16 protein-coding genes are annotated in these 16,323 nt (G+C 26.9%); 13 read left to right on the top strand and 3 right to left on the bottom strand.

The window, feature by feature from the left end; genetic code table 11:
* Positions 1 to 344: 344 nt before the first annotated feature.
* The 3 genes from CRIB_RS04220 (at position 345) to CRIB_RS04230 (ending at position 2,710) form a co-directional block, all read left to right on the top strand.
* On the top strand, positions 345 to 1,292 hold the full coding sequence (locus CRIB_RS04220) for an aldo/keto reductase (RefSeq protein ID WP_180703288.1): 948 nt from the start codon (positions 345 to 347) through the stop codon (positions 1,290 to 1,292).
* Positions 1,293 to 1,401: 109 nt separating this feature from the next.
* Positions 1,402 to 1,926, top strand: a complete 525-nt coding sequence (locus CRIB_RS04225) for a hypothetical protein (RefSeq protein ID WP_180703289.1) — start codon at positions 1,402 to 1,404, stop codon at positions 1,924 to 1,926.
* 211 nt (positions 1,927 to 2,137) lie between these two features.
* Positions 2,138 to 2,710: a hypothetical protein gene (locus CRIB_RS04230; protein ID WP_180703290.1), complete on the top strand. Its 573-nt coding sequence runs from the start codon at positions 2,138 to 2,140 to the stop codon at positions 2,708 to 2,710.
* Positions 2,711 to 3,012: 302 nt separating this feature from the next.
* On the opposite strand, the gene CRIB_RS04235 is transcribed toward CRIB_RS04230, so the two are convergent.
* Complete coding sequence (locus CRIB_RS04235; protein WP_334293964.1) at positions 3,013 to 3,432, bottom strand: cytidine deaminase; 420 nt, start codon at positions 3,430 to 3,432, stop codon at positions 3,013 to 3,015.
* Positions 3,433 to 4,015: 583 nt separating this feature from the next.
* Between CRIB_RS04235 and CRIB_RS04240 the strand changes: the two genes are divergently transcribed.
* The 3 genes from CRIB_RS04240 to CRIB_RS04250 all read left to right on the top strand — a co-directional run bounded on the left by CRIB_RS04240 (position 4,016) and on the right by CRIB_RS04250 (position 6,310).
* Positions 4,016 to 4,870, top strand: coding sequence for a DUF4438 domain-containing protein (locus CRIB_RS04240; RefSeq protein WP_180703292.1), 855 nt, complete (start codon positions 4,016 to 4,018; stop codon positions 4,868 to 4,870).
* Between the two features lie 115 nt (positions 4,871 to 4,985).
* The gene (locus CRIB_RS04245) at positions 4,986 to 5,339 is read left to right on the top strand and encodes a hypothetical protein (protein WP_180703293.1); all 354 of its coding nucleotides are present in this window, start codon (positions 4,986 to 4,988) and stop codon (positions 5,337 to 5,339) included.
* 584 nt (positions 5,340 to 5,923) lie between these two features.
* Positions 5,924 to 6,310 (top strand): coiled-coil domain-containing protein, encoded by a 387-nt coding sequence (locus CRIB_RS04250; protein WP_243633574.1) that lies wholly within the window; start codon positions 5,924 to 5,926, stop codon positions 6,308 to 6,310.
* 198 nt (positions 6,311 to 6,508) lie between these two features.
* Here the strand turns inward: CRIB_RS04250 and CRIB_RS04255 are convergent, their stop codons facing one another.
* On the bottom strand, positions 6,509 to 7,684 hold the full coding sequence (locus CRIB_RS04255; RefSeq protein WP_180703294.1) for a M20 metallopeptidase family protein: 1,176 nt from the start codon (positions 7,682 to 7,684) through the stop codon (positions 6,509 to 6,511).
* Positions 7,685 to 7,890: 206 nt separating this feature from the next.
* On the opposite strand from CRIB_RS04255, the gene alr reads away from it, so the two are divergent.
* From alr to CRIB_RS04275, 4 genes are read left to right on the top strand one after another with little or no spacing between them, the layout of a single operon-like run.
* Positions 7,891 to 9,018, top strand: coding sequence for an alanine racemase (gene alr / locus CRIB_RS04260; protein WP_180703295.1), 1,128 nt, complete (start codon positions 7,891 to 7,893; stop codon positions 9,016 to 9,018).
* Positions 9,019 to 9,046: 28 nt separating this feature from the next.
* Positions 9,047 to 9,679: a nucleoside recognition domain-containing protein gene (locus CRIB_RS04265; RefSeq protein WP_180703296.1), complete on the top strand. Its 633-nt coding sequence runs from the start codon at positions 9,047 to 9,049 to the stop codon at positions 9,677 to 9,679.
* A gap of 2 nt (positions 9,680 to 9,681) precedes the next feature.
* Positions 9,682 to 10,215, top strand: a complete 534-nt coding sequence (locus CRIB_RS04270) for a spore maturation protein (protein ID WP_180703297.1) — start codon at positions 9,682 to 9,684, stop codon at positions 10,213 to 10,215.
* A 16-nt stretch (positions 10,216 to 10,231) separates the two neighbouring features.
* On the top strand, positions 10,232 to 11,137 hold the full coding sequence (locus CRIB_RS04275; protein ID WP_180703298.1) for a S66 peptidase family protein: 906 nt from the start codon (positions 10,232 to 10,234) through the stop codon (positions 11,135 to 11,137).
* A gap of 27 nt (positions 11,138 to 11,164) precedes the next feature.
* On the opposite strand, the gene CRIB_RS04280 is transcribed toward CRIB_RS04275, so the two are convergent.
* Positions 11,165 to 11,341, bottom strand: a complete 177-nt coding sequence (locus CRIB_RS04280; protein ID WP_180703299.1) for a LexA family protein — start codon at positions 11,339 to 11,341, stop codon at positions 11,165 to 11,167.
* Between the two features lie 365 nt (positions 11,342 to 11,706).
* Between CRIB_RS04280 and CRIB_RS04285 the strand changes: the two genes are divergently transcribed.
* The 3 genes from CRIB_RS04285 (at position 11,707) to CRIB_RS04295 (ending at position 16,304) form a co-directional block, all read left to right on the top strand.
* Positions 11,707 to 14,853 carry a DEAD/DEAH box helicase gene (locus CRIB_RS04285; RefSeq protein ID WP_180703300.1) on the top strand — a complete coding sequence of 1,049 codons (3,147 nt, stop codon included), beginning with the start codon at positions 11,707 to 11,709 and terminating at the stop codon, positions 14,851 to 14,853.
* 91 nt (positions 14,854 to 14,944) lie between these two features.
* Positions 14,945 to 15,652 (top strand): beta/alpha barrel domain-containing protein, encoded by a 708-nt coding sequence (locus CRIB_RS04290; RefSeq protein WP_180703301.1) that lies wholly within the window; start codon positions 14,945 to 14,947, stop codon positions 15,650 to 15,652.
* Positions 15,653 to 15,956: 304 nt separating this feature from the next.
* On the top strand, positions 15,957 to 16,304 hold the full coding sequence (locus CRIB_RS04295) for a hypothetical protein (protein ID WP_180703302.1): 348 nt from the start codon (positions 15,957 to 15,959) through the stop codon (positions 16,302 to 16,304).
* Positions 16,305 to 16,323 lie beyond the last annotated feature (19 nt).

Here is a 16,323-nt window from a genome sequence, read left to right on the forward strand (position 1 = left end):
AATTAAGAAACTTTATATATTATAGAACTTGTAAACTGATATATATTATGATTATAAAAATATAAATTCACAATTGTTATATATTGGGAAAATTTAATGTAGAAGGATAAGTACATAGATACGGTATGGGGATGATTTGCGGACAGGGGTTCGATTCCTTTCGTCTCCACCATTTAAATCCACAAATACTCATATCAATTAGATATGAGTATTTTGCTATATAAAATTAAAAAGTAATACTAGCCAATATTATGATAAAATAAATAACATACAACAGAAAACTATTCTAACTATCACAATATGATAGCTAACGAATTTATATAAGATAAGAAGGGTGGAGAAAGATGTCAAATAGTATAAAAATAAAAAATACTGATTTAGTATTAAGTAAAATAGGATTTGGAACAGTAAATGCTGGACTTGCATGGGATAATGAAGATGCATTTGAAATATTAGAAAGATATATTAACCTAGGTGGAAATGTTATAGATTGTGCAAGAATTTACTCTGATTGGGTTGAACCAGAGATAGGTCGTGCAGAAAGAGTTATAGGTGATTGGATAAAACATAGAGGTAAAAGAGATGATTTAGTTATAATGACTAAAGGTGGTCATCCTAAAATGGATACTATGAATATAAGTAGAATGAGTAAAGATGATATGGAGTATGATTTAAACTTAAGCTTAAAAACATTAGGAATAGATTGTATAGACATATACTTTTATCATAGAGATGACTTGAGTCAACCTGTAAGCGACTTGATAGAGCTTATGGAGTCATTTGTTAAACAAGGTAAAATAAGATATTATGGATGTTCAAACTGGACAACTAAAAGAATGATAGAAGCAGATAAGTATTGCAAGGAAATGGGATATAGAGGATTTGTGGCTAATCAAATGTTATTTAATATTGCATCTGACAATATGAAGCCATTCCCGGATGAAACTATGGTAACTATGGATAAAGAAATGATGAAGTATCATAAAAATTCTAATAATTTGGCTATGCCATACTTTGGATTATGTAGTGGTTTCTTCCAAAAGCTTGAAGCTAAAGGAAAAGAAGCTGTTATAGATAGCCCTTACTACACTGAATCTAACTTAGAAATAGCAGAAAAGATAAAAGCTTTAGAAAAAAGATATAATTGCACAACATCTCAAATTCTTTTGGGATACATTTTAAATCAAGATCTTGAAATACTACCGTTAGCTGGTGCAAGTAAAATAGAACAATTAGAAGATTTTATGAAAACAATACATATTAATTTTGATAAAGCTGATTTTCAATTTTAATTAACTTTTACATATATGAAAATGTCCATTTTAGCCTAATCCAACTTCATGGTATTTTATGGAAATTAATGTTATAATAAGTTTAAGCTTTAATACACGGAGGGGAAATATGATAAGACGTAAATTAACTGCACTAATTATGTGCATAATGAGCTTAAACTTAGTTGCTTGTTCAAATATAGATAATACACAAATAAGTAAAGAACAAATTGATGAAAATACAGTATCTTCAGAAATCAATAAAGGAAAAGATTTATTTGATGAAGTAGAAATCAATAAAGAAAAAGAACTATTTGATAAAGCAGTAATTATAGCCGATGATGATATTGTAAGAGTTAAAATAACAGGAAAAGAGAAAGTTACACCTGGAAATTCTATAGGTTATATTTTTTCAATCTCAAATAAATCTAATAAAAAAATAGCCTTTTATATGAAAAATATAACTATAAATGGTAATGAACAAAAAACAAGTTTAGATGAAAATTTTAAAATGACATTAGAGCCAATTACTGATTTTAGTACTCAACTTAAAGTTTTAAACATAGAATCTTTAGATGAATTAAAAAATGTGAAAGGAACTTTTTGCATTGAAGTAAATGATAATATAAATGAGTATAAATTTGAAATAGAATAAGATATGTAAAATAATAAATAGGGGAGTGTTGACAATGACACCATTAATAGGTATATCATGGAGCAATTTATTATTATCTGCTTTTATTATAGTTTTAGTAGTATATGTAGGAATTAAAATAGTAAGATTTATATTAAAATAAATTTTAATTTAGTAAATAAACTTAATAAAGAAATTCATGTTATATAAATAAAAATTATAGGGGGAAATAATGATAATCTTTGATTTAATGCTAGTAGGGTTAGTTATAACTACTATAACTTTATTAAGTGGGGCAAAAATAATGTACAATCAAAGATACTTACAAGTAATAACGTTTATAGTTATAATGTATACGCCACTTTCAAATTTAGTAGAAGGATATAAACTAGGAGAGATTGGAATTAGTAGTATAATAGCATTTTGTATCGTAATGTTATTAATTTTTATTTGGGGATATAGAAAAAATAAATATAGATGCTCTATACATAATGTAAAAGAAAAAGATGTAATAAATATAATAGAAAGTTATTTAGAACGAAAAAATCTAAAATATGAAGTAAAAAATGACGAAATATACTTATTAGATATAGATAATAATATTTATGTTCACAGTTTAATGGAAATAACTTTAGATTGTAGAGAAATAAAGAATACTGATTATTGCAATGAGATAATAGATGAAGTTAAAATGGGAATTAAAGAAATAAAGCAAAGATATTTTTCAATAGAGGGTATGTTTTATTTAGTTTTGACTTTATTTTTATTTTGGATTAGATTTAATTTTCTAATGATAAAATATTAATAGATAATATATGAAAAAGTAACAATTTTAATATATTGTTAATTAATCTGTTGTGCTAGTTATTTTACTAAATATATTGAATTTACTATATAAAGGTTTTGAGCTATAAAAGTATAGTTTACTAGGCTCTAGTATTTTCAATAATCATATTTAGCTAGTACAACGAGTTAATTAAAATCAATAAATAGTATAGTATAACTTTATTAATGTTAAATATCATAAATATATAGCTTAAAAAATAAACTATCCAATATAAATAGTTTTATAACTATAATATATAAGATAGTTTATTTTTTATAATATTATTCAAGGTTTTTTCCATTAAATCCTAGAGGTAAAATTTCTTCTAACGTATACTCAAGATAATCATCTTCACTTTTTGCTACAAATACCTTAAAAGTTTTAGGATCACAAAACTCTGCCATAACTTGTCTACAAACTCCACAAGGTGCACAGTATTCTCCTTCACCAGATTTAACATCATGTTTATTTCCAACAATAGCTATTGCGCTAAATTCTTTTTGACCCTCAGAAACAGCTTTAAAAAAAGCAGTTCTTTCAGCACAGTTTGTAGGAGTAAACGCTGCATTTTCAATGTTACATCCTTGATATATTTTACCATTAGTTCCTAATAAAGCTGCTCCCACTTTAAATCCTGAATAAGGAGAATAAGAAAGTTGTTGTGCTTCAAATGCTTTTTTTATTAGTAATTTTTCATTAATCATAATTAATCACCATATCCTTTTGTATAATAACCAACATAACTATTATTAAGTATAATAGTTTACCTCTATTTAATTATAAGGGATTATATTCTATCATTATAGTATGAACTTGTAAATAAAAAAATATATAAGATTTATAATTATTTCTATAAAGTTAAGTATTTAAATTAAATATTATAGTAATTGTAAATAACATAATTAGTTAATATGATATAATCATAATATAGTATACTAAATGAAATAGAAATAATATATATCCATCATCTAATTAAATCGTTGTGCTAGTTAATTATAATTATTGAAAATGCTAGAGTCTAAAAAAATATATTTTGATAACTAAAAAACTTATATAGTAATTTCAATGTATTTATAAAAATAACTATAACAACAGATTAATTAAATATTTCCTATAATGACTAATTAAGTTATATAAAAATTAGAAGTATGTTATAAGGTTAATATAAAAATAAAATTAGATGAAAATAAAAAAAGCTATAAGATTAATTATATCTTTAGAGTTTTTAGAGATAGAAGTAGATGAATTTATAAATGATATAAAATAATTAGAGGGAGAGAAAGAATGTTAAAAACAAACAAAGAAAATTTAGTAAAGTGGTCAGTACAAGGCAAAATACATCATCCACTAGGTGGAAATTATAGAATAACTTTTGATGGAAAACCAATGGTACTACCAGCTACAGGAGGTATATCATACAACGTTAAAATAGGGGATAGTGCTTTTAATTGGGTAGGAGACCATGTTGAGCCAGGTGTTTCTATAAGAAATGAAAATACTACTGAAAATGCAGCACTAACTACATTTGCATGTATTGGTAATGAAGCTAAAGTTGTATCAGGAGATGCTAAAGGTAAAAAAGGTTATGTAACAGGAATGCATGGTGGTATAGAACATGTTATGATTTACTTTGATGAAGAAACTTTAGAAGATTTAGCTATAGATGATAAAATATTAGTTAAAGCTTATGGTCAAGGTTTGGCGATAGAAGGTTATGAAGATGTAGCAGTTATGAGTATAGACCCTAATTTATTTGAAAAACTAGGAATAACTGAAAAGGATGGAAAACTACAAGTCCCAGTTGTTGCTAAAGTTCCAGCATATTTAATGGGTTCAGGTACAGGTTCAAGTAATGCTTATAGTGGGGATTATGATATAATGACTGCTGATAAAGAAGAAATAAAAAGATTAGGACTTGATAAATTAAGATTTGGAGACTTAGTATTACTTCAAGACCATGATAATACTTATGGAACAGGATACTTAGGTGGAGCCATTTCAATAGGTGTTATAGTACATAGTGACTGTGTAAAATCAGGTCATGGTCCAGGTGTTACAGTTATAATGAGTTCATCAAAAGGAAATATAGAAGGTGTAATAGATATTAATGCAAATATAGGATATTATATGAATAAATAAGAAAATTCATTATAAGGTTAATATTTATAAGGATAAAATGTGACAAGTGCTGTTATAAAGGGAATAGCCTTTTGGATAGAAAAATTTATTGAAATGAGCAAATAAGGAGATAGACATGAAGGACACAACGAAGTATTATGATTATATAGATAAACTTATAAACGATACGCCAGATTTCATGATTATAAATGATGATGAAAGCTATGTATTACTTGATAGGTTAGTAGTTGATTTAAGCGAAAATGCTATGCCTTGGTTATTTAAAGTTTATTTAGATCAAAATTATAATATTTTAAAGGAAGATAATCTTACAGATTATATAAAAGATAAGTATAAAGATATTAACTTAAAAGTTAAAAATGAAAATGGAAATGTATTTTTAAATAAAGAGGTTATATATGTAATACTTAAAGAACTTGAAGAAAATAATCAAGTCGTATATGAAAATGAAAAGTTTAATTTAAGATAATTTTAAATGGCTACTTTTATATTATAAATATAAGGTAGTCATTTTTTACGCTTAAGGATATTATAATATTTAAAAAATGTGGATAAATTCTGAATGTAAGTGATATCAATAAATTGGTTTTGAGCGTAAAAAAAGATTTTGAGCAACGGACGAAGTCGTTGGCGACATGAGCGAAGCGAATTTTTTATGTACAAGGAAATTATGATATGAAATTTTTTGTGGATAACTTATAAATATAAATAATATCAATAACTTCAGAAACGTAAAAAATGATATTTAGAGAATATGTTAAAAGATGTGTTTGGAGTAGATAGTATAGTAGTTTTAGATCCGATTACAAGTAGACCTATGTGTATTCCTAAATAAAGAGATTTTATAAATTTTTAAATGATGTATTTGGTATAGGTCTTACTGAAGAAGATAGAATTATGATAGATAAATATGAAGAAATGTTCAAAAGTGATAAAAACATTATAGAATTACATTGGAAAAATAATCCCAATAAAATACAATAATAATTAGTTTATAAATAGACAAAAATAGACTATAATATAAATATTAGTAAAACCAAAGGAGGAGATTTTGTGGAAAGTAAAATACTAGAAATTTTGCAGTCATTACAAGATGGCCAAAAAAGAATGGAAAGTAGATTAGACTCAATGGAAAATAAAATGGGTTTAATGGAAAATAAAATGGATTCAATGGAAAACAAAATAGGTTCAATGGAAAACAAAATAGGTTCGATAGAAACTAGGATAGATTCAATGGAAAGTCAAATAAATGAGAACACTCAAATACTAAAGGCTTTAGAACATAAAGTAGATGTAATAAAAGCAGAACAAGAAAATATAAAACATGATATAGCACATATAAAAGGTGATGTTGAAGCAGTAAAAAAAGATATAACAAATGTGGAAGTAATAACAGCAAGCAACTGGGCGGATATAGCGAAATTAAAAGCGGTTAAATAAATTAAAGCCCTGACAATTTGTCAGGGTGAATTACTTTAAAGGAGACTATTTTCTCTACCAAGCTATAAGGATAAAGTCTTTTTCTGTTTCTGCTATTAATGAATGTTTAGCTTTTTATATTGCTTCTTTTTCACTTTCTTTTACATTGGCTATTTCAAATGATGTATTTTACTTTAGCGGACCATCTATTAAGAATTACTATAGCTTTGCAAAAGACAATGTATTCAACACATGAAGCATAACCCCTATCTCTAAACAATCCTCATCTATATCAAAATCAGCAGTATGCAGAGGAGATAAAATATTTTTATCTTCATTTCTACACCCTAAATTATAAAAAGCTCCTTTTGAATGTTCTAAGAAAAATGAAAAATCTTCTGCACCTAAGGAAGGATTTTTTCTAAATACTACATTATCCTTTCCTAATAGATTTATTGCATTTTCTTTTATTATATCTACAACAAAGTTATCATTAACAAGTGGTGCATATCCTTCTTCTATATCAACACTACCTAAAGCACCAAGACCCTTACAAGTAAAGTCTACAATTTCTTTAATTCTTTCTTTAGCATATTTTCTAGTATCTGAATTTAAAGCTCTTAAAGTACCCGAAATTGTTACTTTTGGACATATAACATTTTCTTTTATACCACCATTTATAAGTCCAAGAGACAATACTACAGAGTCAGTAGGGTCTATATTTCTACTAACAATGCTTTGAAGAGCACATATAACATGACCAGCAACTACTATTGAATCGATTCCTTGATGAGGATAAGCTCCATGACATTGTTTACCTTCTATAGTTATATTAACTGTGTCAGTTGAAGCACTCATAGAATCATATTGAAGTTCAACCATACCTGTATTTATATGCGGCATAACATGAAGTCCTATAGTATAGTCAACTTTAGGATTTTCCATGCAACAATCTTTTATTAAAAGCTTAGCCCCTCCAACTGTTTCTTCTGCTGGCTGGAATAAAAATTTTACATTAACATCTAACTCATCTCTCATATCATATAATACTTTACAACTTCCAATAAGAATTGCTGTATGTGCATCATGACCACAAGCATGCATTTTTCCATTATGTATAGATTTATAACTTTTATTATTAGTTTCTATAATAGGTAGGGCATCTATATCGGCTCTAATAGCAACTGTAGTTTTAGCATTTTTATTAATATAGGCCATAACCCCTGTATGATTAGGATAAGTCGTATAATCTATACCTATTTCTTCTAAATATTTTATAATTTTTTCTTTAGTTAAAAATTCTTCAAGACCAAGTTCTGGAGTTTTATGCAAATCACGTCTAATATCTATTATCCAAGATTTTAAATTTTTTACTTTATCTATTACATTATTCATAGAATCACCTCTATTTTTATAATAAGTTAATTATACCAATTTTGTATTTATAAAAATGGCACAAATTGTATGTGGCATTTTTTGCAATGTTATAAGCATTATTTTCAAAAAAAATAACTAAAAATGATATATAATAAAATGAGTAAAGGAAGTAAATAAAATATTTGGGGTTAATAGAAAATTAAGCATAATTAGGGGGATATCGTATGAGACTATTAAGACCTACATACGTTGAGATTGATTTAGATATTATAAAGCATAATATAAATGAAATAAAAAAAATTATAGCTAAAAATACTAAGCTAGGAGCTGTTATAAAAGCTAATGCTTATGGTCATGGAGCAATTGAAGTTGCAAGAGTATTAGAAGAAGAAAATATTGACTATATATGTGTTGCTGGACTTAATGAAGCTATAGAACTTAGAAATAATAATATAAAACTACCAATATTAGTAATGGGATACACTCCAGATGATTGTTTAGATATAGCCATTCAAAATAATATAACATTGACCATATTTTCAAAAGAGCAAGCTGAAATTTTATCAAACAAATCTAAAAGAATAACCTCAAAAGCAAATATACACATAAAAATAGATACAGGATTTAATAGATTAGGATTTAAGATAAATGAAAGTTTACCGTCTACAATTTATTACATATATAATCTACCGAATATAAATGTAGAAGGAATATTTTCACATCTAGCACTAAAAGATATAGAAAGTGATTATGAACAATTTAATAAATTTATTAAATTATTAGATAAAATAAAATGTATTGACATACCTATAAAGCATATATGCGATAGTATAGGAATGGTTTCGTATAAAGATTTTCATATGGATATGGTTAGAGTTGGAGCAAGTTTATATGGATATAACAGTAGAAAATCTATAATGAATTTAAAACCTGCTATGACTTTTAAATCTAAGTTTGCACAAATTAAAACTATTAAAAAGGGTGAAGGAATAAGTTATGATTATTCATATATAGCTGATAAAGAAATGAAGATAGGAACTGTTTTATGCGGATATTCAGATGGAATACCTAGGTCATTATCAAATAAAGGGTATGTATACGTAAATGGAAAAAGAGCAAACATACTAGGCAAAATCTGTATGGATCAATGTATAGTTGATTTAACCGATATTAAAGATGTTAGTATGGACAGTGAAGTTATTTTTTATGGAAATGGTGGACCTAAATTACTTGATGTAGCTAATTTAGCAGATACAAATAGAAATGAGTTATTAAGCATAGTATCAAGAAGAGTTGCCAGAGTATATATAAAAGATAAAAAAATATATAAAATATTAGATTATTTAAGCTAATATAATATCTAAAAAAGGGGGAGATATAATGATTAATATTATATGGATGGTATTATTAGTTGGAGGAATAATTATAGGAGTTTTCACTGGTAATACACAAGCAGTTACAGATGCGTTAATGAGTAACGCAGACACAGCAGTAGAATTATCAATGGGTCTAATAGGTATGATGGCTTTATGGTTAGGACTTATGAAAATTGCTGAAGAAGCAGGATTAGTTAAATTAATAGGAAATGCTTTAAAACCAGTAATGAAGTTTTTATTCCCAGATGTTCCAAAGGATCATCCTGCTATGGGTTCTATGGTTATGAATATAGCAGCAAATATATTAGGGCTTGGTAATGCAGCAACACCATTAGGTATAAAAGCTATGAAAGAACTTCAAGACTTAAATGAAGAAAAAGATACAGCATCAAATGCAATGTGTATGTTCTTAGCAATAAATACTTCATCAGTAACATTAGTTGCATCAAGTGTTATAGCATACAGACTAGCAGCAGGTTCTAAAAACCCTGCAGAAATAATTGGACCAACATTAGTTGCTACAATAGCATCTACATTAGCTGCCATAGTAGCAGTAAAAATATTTGAAAAGTTTTCAAAAAATAAAAAAACGAAAGTAGTAGCTAATGATACATTAGTAACTAGTAAGGAGGACTAATTATGTTTGAAAATATAGTAAATGCAATATCACTTTATGCAATACCTTTTATAGTGGTATCAATAGTATTATTTGGAGTATTTAAAAAAGTTAACGTATATGAGACATTTACAGATGGAGCAAAAGATGGTTTTAAAACAGCAGTAACAATCATACCATTTTTAGTAGGTATGTTAGTTGCCATAGGAGTTTTTAGAGCATCTGGAGCACTTGATTTAATAACAAATGCATTATCACCAATAACTAATAAAATAGGAATGCCAGGAGAGGTTTTACCAATGGCACTTATAAGACCTTTATCAGGTGGAGGAGCATCTGGGGTTATGAATGATTTATTTACAACTTATGGACCAGACTCATTAATAGGTAGAATGGCATCTGTAATGAATGGTTCAACAGAAACTACTTTCTATGTATTAGCAGTTTATTTTGGAGCAGTAGGAATTAAAAAGACTCGTCATGCACTTCCAGCTGGACTTATAGCAGATGCTGTAGGATTAATAACTGCTGTTGTTGTGACAAACATGATGTTTTAATTAAAGGGGAGATAATATGATATATCCAAAAGGAATAAAAAAGGGGGATACTATAGGTATAGTAGCACCATCTGGACCATTTAGAGCTGCAACTTTAGGAGAAATAGAAAATGCCTTAAATAATTTAGGATATAATGTTAAGTTTGGAGACAGTTGCTATGGTTCTTATAAAGGATATTTATCAAGTGAAGATAAAATAAGAGCAAAAGATATTGAAGATATGTTTTTAGATAAAACTGTAGATGGAATAATTTGTTTAAGAGGTGGATATGGAACACCTAGAATATTGGACTTAATAGATTATGATATTATAAAAAATAATCCTAAATTCTTTGTTGGATTTTCTGATATAACAGGGCTACATATAGCTTTTAATAAATACACTGATTTAGTAACATTTCACGGTCCAATGGCAGGAACATCTCATAAATGGGATGAATTTACTTACAATTCTTTAATAAATGCTTTAAATAACAATGTTAATAAGTTTGAAAATCCTAATGATGAACCTATATACACAGTTGTAAAAGGGCAGTGTGAAGGAGAGTTAATAGGTGGAAATTTAGCATTAATAGTAGCAGGTATTGGAACTAAGTATGAAATAGATACAAAGGGGAAAATATTATTTATAGAAGATGTTGGAGAAGCTATTTATAGATTAGATAGAATGTTAACTCAACTATCACTAGCAGGTAAGTTTGATGATTGTGTTGGAATTGTATTTGGTGATTTCTGTGATTGCAACAAGGATAATGATGATGATTTTGAAATTTTAGAACTTATACAAGATAGAGTAGCTAAGTATAATAAGCCTTGTATATTCAACTTAAAATCAGGTCATTGCACTCCAATGATAACACTTCCTTTTGGATGTAAGTATAAGTTAAATGCTACAGAAAAAACTTTAGAATTAATAAAATAAATTTTAAAAATGAATCTAAATTTAGATTCATTTTTTTATATATTCCAATTGTTCAAGTTTGTTTAAATGAGAATGAACTGTTGATATTGATTTTAATCCTACATGTTCGCATATTTCTCGAACGCTAGGAATGTATCCTTTTTCTGATGATTCTGATTTTAAGAAATCAAGTATAAGCTTTTGTTTTTGTGATAAGTTAAGCATGTTATTCCCATTTTGAATAAATAATATGATAAGTTAATTATAGCATAAAAATATAAAATGTAAACATATGTTCTTAGAAGTCATAATTTATAATATCAAAATATATTTTAGTTTTCTGAATATCTACTAAGAGAATGAGTCACAAATTCACTCAGATATTACTGGGAGAAAAATTTTTAGTCATTTTATATAACTTGAAAATGATTACTAGATATACAGTAAATATAAACATAAAAGAAATAACGATAATTATAGATGGTTTAGACTTTCTAACACAATTAGAAATATTGAAAGTAAAATAAGAGTATAGTAAAATCAAGTTATTAGTATATGAAGAAATAATATTCAAGGTAAGAGGTATAAAAATGAAACTAAAAGAAGGTATATACGAACAAGTAATATCTAATAAAATACATGAAGAAATAAAAAATAGAGAAAATGAAATAAATATACAAAAAGAAGAAATAGAAAAAGAAGAAGCAAAAATAGTACTATCAAAATACCTACAAGAAGTAACTAAGAAAAGCTTAAACCTAATGAAAAATAAAGACATAAACAAACAAATACAACTGTGCAACCAAATAATAAACTACCTATCAGAACAAGTAGAAGACGAAGAAATAAAAGAAAACAACATACATAAAAATGGAGAAATATTACTATCAATAGAAGAAAAACTTAACAAATCAAAAATTAAAAATAATAACATAAGACCTATAACACCAATATCACAAAGTTACCTATTTACAAATTCAAACAATGAACCAGATTTAATAAGTGAATTAAAAAGAGAAATAGCAAGCAGTGACAGTATAGATATATTAGTATCATTCATAAGATGGAGCGGACTAAGGCTAATAAAAGATGAACTAATAGAACATACAAAAACAAAAAAATTAAGAATAATAACAACATCATATATGGGAGCTAGTGAATTTAGAGCTATAAAGTTTTTATCACAACTTCCTAATACTGAAATAAAAATATCTTATGACACACAAAGAACAAGATTACATGCTAAAAGCTATATGTTTAATAGAAATACAGGATTCACAACAGCATACATAGGATCATCAAATATATCAAAAGATGCAATGACTACAGGACTTGAATGGAATATGAAAGTAAGTGAAAAAGACTCAAAAAATATCGTGGACAAATTCAAAGCAACCTTTGAAAGCTACTTTAACGATGAAGAATTTAAAACATTTACAGAAGCGGATGAAGAAAAACTAAAAATAGAATTAAAAAAAGCTAGAGGCAATGATTATAAATCAGAAAATGAAGACATAGCTAATATAGATGTTAGACCATATCACTATCAACAAGAAATACTAGATACACTAGCAGTTGAAAGAGAAGTACTAGGGCATAATAAAAATTTAGTAGTAGCAGCTACAGGAGTAGGAAAAACTGTAATATCAGCATTTGATTATAAAAACTTCAGAAATAATAATAAAGGAAAAGTAAATAGATTATTATTTATTGCTCATAGAGAAGATATATTAATGCAAAGTATGAAAACTTTTAGAACTATACTTAGAGATAGAAACTTTGGTGGATTATACACAGGAAATTTTACTCCAGATAATATAGACCATGTATTTATGACAATACAAACGTTCAACTCTAAAAAGTTTGATGAAAATATAAGTAAAGACTTTTATGACTTTATAATAGTTGATGAGTTTCATCATGCTAGTGCTTTAAGCTATCAAAAGCTACTTTCACATTTTACACCTAAAGTACTTTTAGGACTTACAGCAACACCAGAAAGAATGGATGGAAAAGATGTACTAGAATACTTTGATGGAAGAATAAGTAGTGAAATGAGATTAGGAGAAGCAATAGATAAAAAATTACTTACACCTTTTCAATACTTCTGCGTAAGTGATGAACTAGATTTAAGTAAAATAAAATGGTCAAAAGGTAGATATGACAATAAAGAACTTACAAATCTACTTACAGTAGATAAATTAAATGCTAAGAAAAGAGCAGATTTAATTCTAAAAAGTATAGATGACTATATAGCAGATATAGATGAAGTAGTTGGACTTGGATTTTGTGTAAGTATAGATCATGCAAACTTTATGGCAAACTATTTTAATGAAAAAGGTATACCATCAGTAGCTATAAGTTCTAAATGTAGTATAGATGAAAGAGATAAAGCAAAATTTGGACTTGTAAATGGTAAATATAAATTTGCCTTTGTAGTTGATTTATATAATGAAGGTGTAGATATACCAGAAATAAACACAATACTATTTTTAAGACCAACTGATAGTTTAACAGTATTTTTACAGCAATTAGGAAGAGGGCTAAGACTTAGTGATAACAAAGAGTGCCTAACAGTACTTGATTATGTAGGACAAGCACACAAAAATTATAACTTTTATGAAAAGTTTTCAGCAATAGCAAAGAAAAAAGGCAAAGCATTAAAAGAAGAAATAGAAAGTGGATTTATAACACTTCCAAAAGGTTGCCATTTACATATGGAAAAGCAAGCTAAGGAATATATACTAAGAAATATAAATTCATTTATAAATAATAAAACAACAATAACTAATAAAATCAAAACTTTTGAAATAGAAAGTGGCAAAAAGTTAAGCCTTACAAACTTTATAGAATTTTATAACATAACATTAAAAGAAATATACAAAACTAAAAATAGCTTTTATAGACTTTGTGCAAATGCAAAAGTAAAAGAAGATTTTAATGATATAGATGAACAAAGTTTAGCAGGTGGCATGTTAAGACTTATAAATACAGATTCAATAAGACTTCTTAAATTTTGGATAAATACATTAGAAAATTATAAAGAAGATAAAACAATAAGCTTTAATGATAGCGAAGAAAAAATGCTACTTATGCTACATTACACTTTATATACAAAATCACCTAAAGACTTAGGCATAAATAGTATAAATGAGTTTTTACAAAGGCTTTATAGCAATAAAGTTATTTATGAAGAAATTATAGAAATACTTAAATATAATCTAAGTCATATAAAAGTAAAAACATTTAATGATAATTTAAGTTTTGATACTAATTTAGAAGTACATGCGACTTACACTATGGAACAGATTTTAGCATCACTTGGAAAACATACTTTAGAATATAAATATCCACTAAGAGAAGGTGTACTATATATTGAAGATAAGAAAACAGATGTATTTTTAATAACCTTAAACAAGGTTGAAAAGCATTTTTCTCCTTCAACTATGTATGAAGACTACGCTATAAATGATGAACTATTTAACTGGCAAAGTCAAAGTAGGACAAGCATAGATTCACCAACAGGTAAAAGGTATATAAATCATAGAGATAGTGGTAATAATATATTGTTGTTTGTTAGGGAAAATAAAAGTGAAGATGGTGTAACAAGTCCATATACTTACTTAGGTCCTGCTGATATTGTAAGTCATAGTGGAAGCAAACCAATAAGTATAGTGTGGAAATTAAGAAATAAATTACCTGCAAGTATAGCAGTAAAAGCAGAAAAGGCATTATAAGTCATACGCATATATTTATTTTAGGGTATAATAGATAGAGAACTTATTAAGGATTTTATTATAGACTTATGAAAAGGAGACAGAAGACAAGATGATTGAAAATAATAAATCTAAGTATGTACCTGAATTAACATCAAACTTAAGAAATAATTATGTATCAATTCCAAGTATAATATCTAAAGCATCAGGAATAAGAATCTTTGGAAAAAGACTTAAGTCATTCATTTTTACTACTGATGTTGCAATAATAAAAAACACTAACGCTGATGCTGTAATAGCAGTATACCCATTTACACCTCAGCCAACAATTACCCAGGCAATACTATCAGTATCAGATATACCTGTTTTATGTGGTGTTGGTGGAGGATTAACACATGGAACAAGATCTGCAAATATAGCTTTACATGCAGAGTTTCAAGGGGCAATAGGTGCAATACTAAACTCACCAGCACCTGATGAAACTATTAGATATGTAAAAGAATCAATAGATATTCCAGTAGTTGTGACTATAGTATCAGAGTTAACAGATGTACAAAGTAAGATTGATGCAGGAGCAGATATCTTAAATGTAAGCGGAGGAGCTAATACGCCTAAGATTATTCGTAAGATTAGAGAAAAGTTTCCATATATCCCTATTATTGCAACTGGAGGGACAACTGAAGAATCAATCCTAGAAACAATTGAAGCTGGTGCAAATGCTATTACTTATACGCCACCAACAAATGCACAATTATTCAAACATAAAATGCAAGAATATAGAGATATTGAAAATAAAAAGTATAATAAAGAATTTGAGTAATTTAAATTTATAAAGTACTTTATTTGTAAATTCATATATGCAAATATATGAATTATTTTTTTTAGAAGGTCAAATACATAGTAGATTTAAGATAGTTAGAATTATCTGATAAAAGTTTAATAGCTTCATTTTTAGAGGAAAAGTATTTATAGCTAAATTTACTGACTTAGGATAAAAGCTTATCAATGAAAAATACCCTGTCGAGATATTCGACAGGGTATTTTGTTAGAATTTATTTTTTTTATTAAAAATATGTATTTATATGGTAAGATAAATATATATAACAGAAATTAGGAGTGTAGAAATGTTAAAAGGTGAATATACAAGGTCAGAATTAGGAGTAAAACGTGGAAATATACAATGGAAAGTAAAAGTAAATGATGAAACTTTATTATTTGTAAATGAGGGAATGAATAATAAGTTAGAGTCAAATTACATATACAGTAATCACTTAGACAGAGAAAATAATGTACTATATATGTGTAGAAATTGTGGAGGGGAGTGGGTAAAAAAGCTATTAAAAGATATAAGTGATACTAATGTAAGAATCTTTTATAGGGATAATAAAAAGCCTATATGGAGTGAATTTATATATGATAATATAATAGAATTGGAAAATGGATTCAAAGCTATAGGTAATAATATTAAATAATAAATATTAGGGAGAGAAA

It is taken from the genome of Romboutsia ilealis, from assembly GCF_900015215.1.
GTDB lineage: Bacteria > Bacillota > Clostridia > Peptostreptococcales > Peptostreptococcaceae > Romboutsia > Romboutsia ilealis.

Bases quoted from the DNA above. Each gene is read 5' to 3' on its own strand.
- CRIB_RS04220 (WP_180703288.1), top strand. From the start codon at position 345: ATGTCAAATAGTATAAAAATAAAAAATACTGATTTAGTATTAAGTAAA.
- CRIB_RS04225 (WP_180703289.1), top strand. From the start codon at position 1,402: ATGATAAGACGTAAATTAACTGCACTAATTATGTGCATAATGAGCTTA.
- CRIB_RS04230 (WP_180703290.1), top strand. From the start codon at position 2,138: ATGATAATCTTTGATTTAATGCTAGTAGGGTTAGTTATAACTACTATA.
- CRIB_RS04240 (WP_180703292.1), top strand. From the start codon at position 4,016: ATGTTAAAAACAAACAAAGAAAATTTAGTAAAGTGGTCAGTACAAGGC.
- CRIB_RS04245 (WP_180703293.1), top strand. From the start codon at position 4,986: ATGAAGGACACAACGAAGTATTATGATTATATAGATAAACTTATAAAC.
- CRIB_RS04255 (WP_180703294.1), bottom strand. From the start codon at position 7,684: ATGAATAATGTAATAGATAAAGTAAAAAATTTAAAATCTTGGATAATA.
- alr (WP_180703295.1), top strand. From the start codon at position 7,891: ATGAGACTATTAAGACCTACATACGTTGAGATTGATTTAGATATTATA.
- CRIB_RS04265 (WP_180703296.1), top strand. From the start codon at position 9,047: ATGATTAATATTATATGGATGGTATTATTAGTTGGAGGAATAATTATA.
- CRIB_RS04270 (WP_180703297.1), top strand. From the start codon at position 9,682: ATGTTTGAAAATATAGTAAATGCAATATCACTTTATGCAATACCTTTT.
- CRIB_RS04275 (WP_180703298.1), top strand. From the start codon at position 10,232: ATGATATATCCAAAAGGAATAAAAAAGGGGGATACTATAGGTATAGTA.
- CRIB_RS04280 (WP_180703299.1), bottom strand. From the start codon at position 11,341: ATGCTTAACTTATCACAAAAACAAAAGCTTATACTTGATTTCTTAAAA.
- CRIB_RS04285 (WP_180703300.1), top strand. From the start codon at position 11,707: ATGAAACTAAAAGAAGGTATATACGAACAAGTAATATCTAATAAAATA.
- CRIB_RS04290 (WP_180703301.1), top strand. From the start codon at position 14,945: ATGATTGAAAATAATAAATCTAAGTATGTACCTGAATTAACATCAAAC.
- CRIB_RS04295 (WP_180703302.1), top strand. From the start codon at position 15,957: ATGTTAAAAGGTGAATATACAAGGTCAGAATTAGGAGTAAAACGTGGA.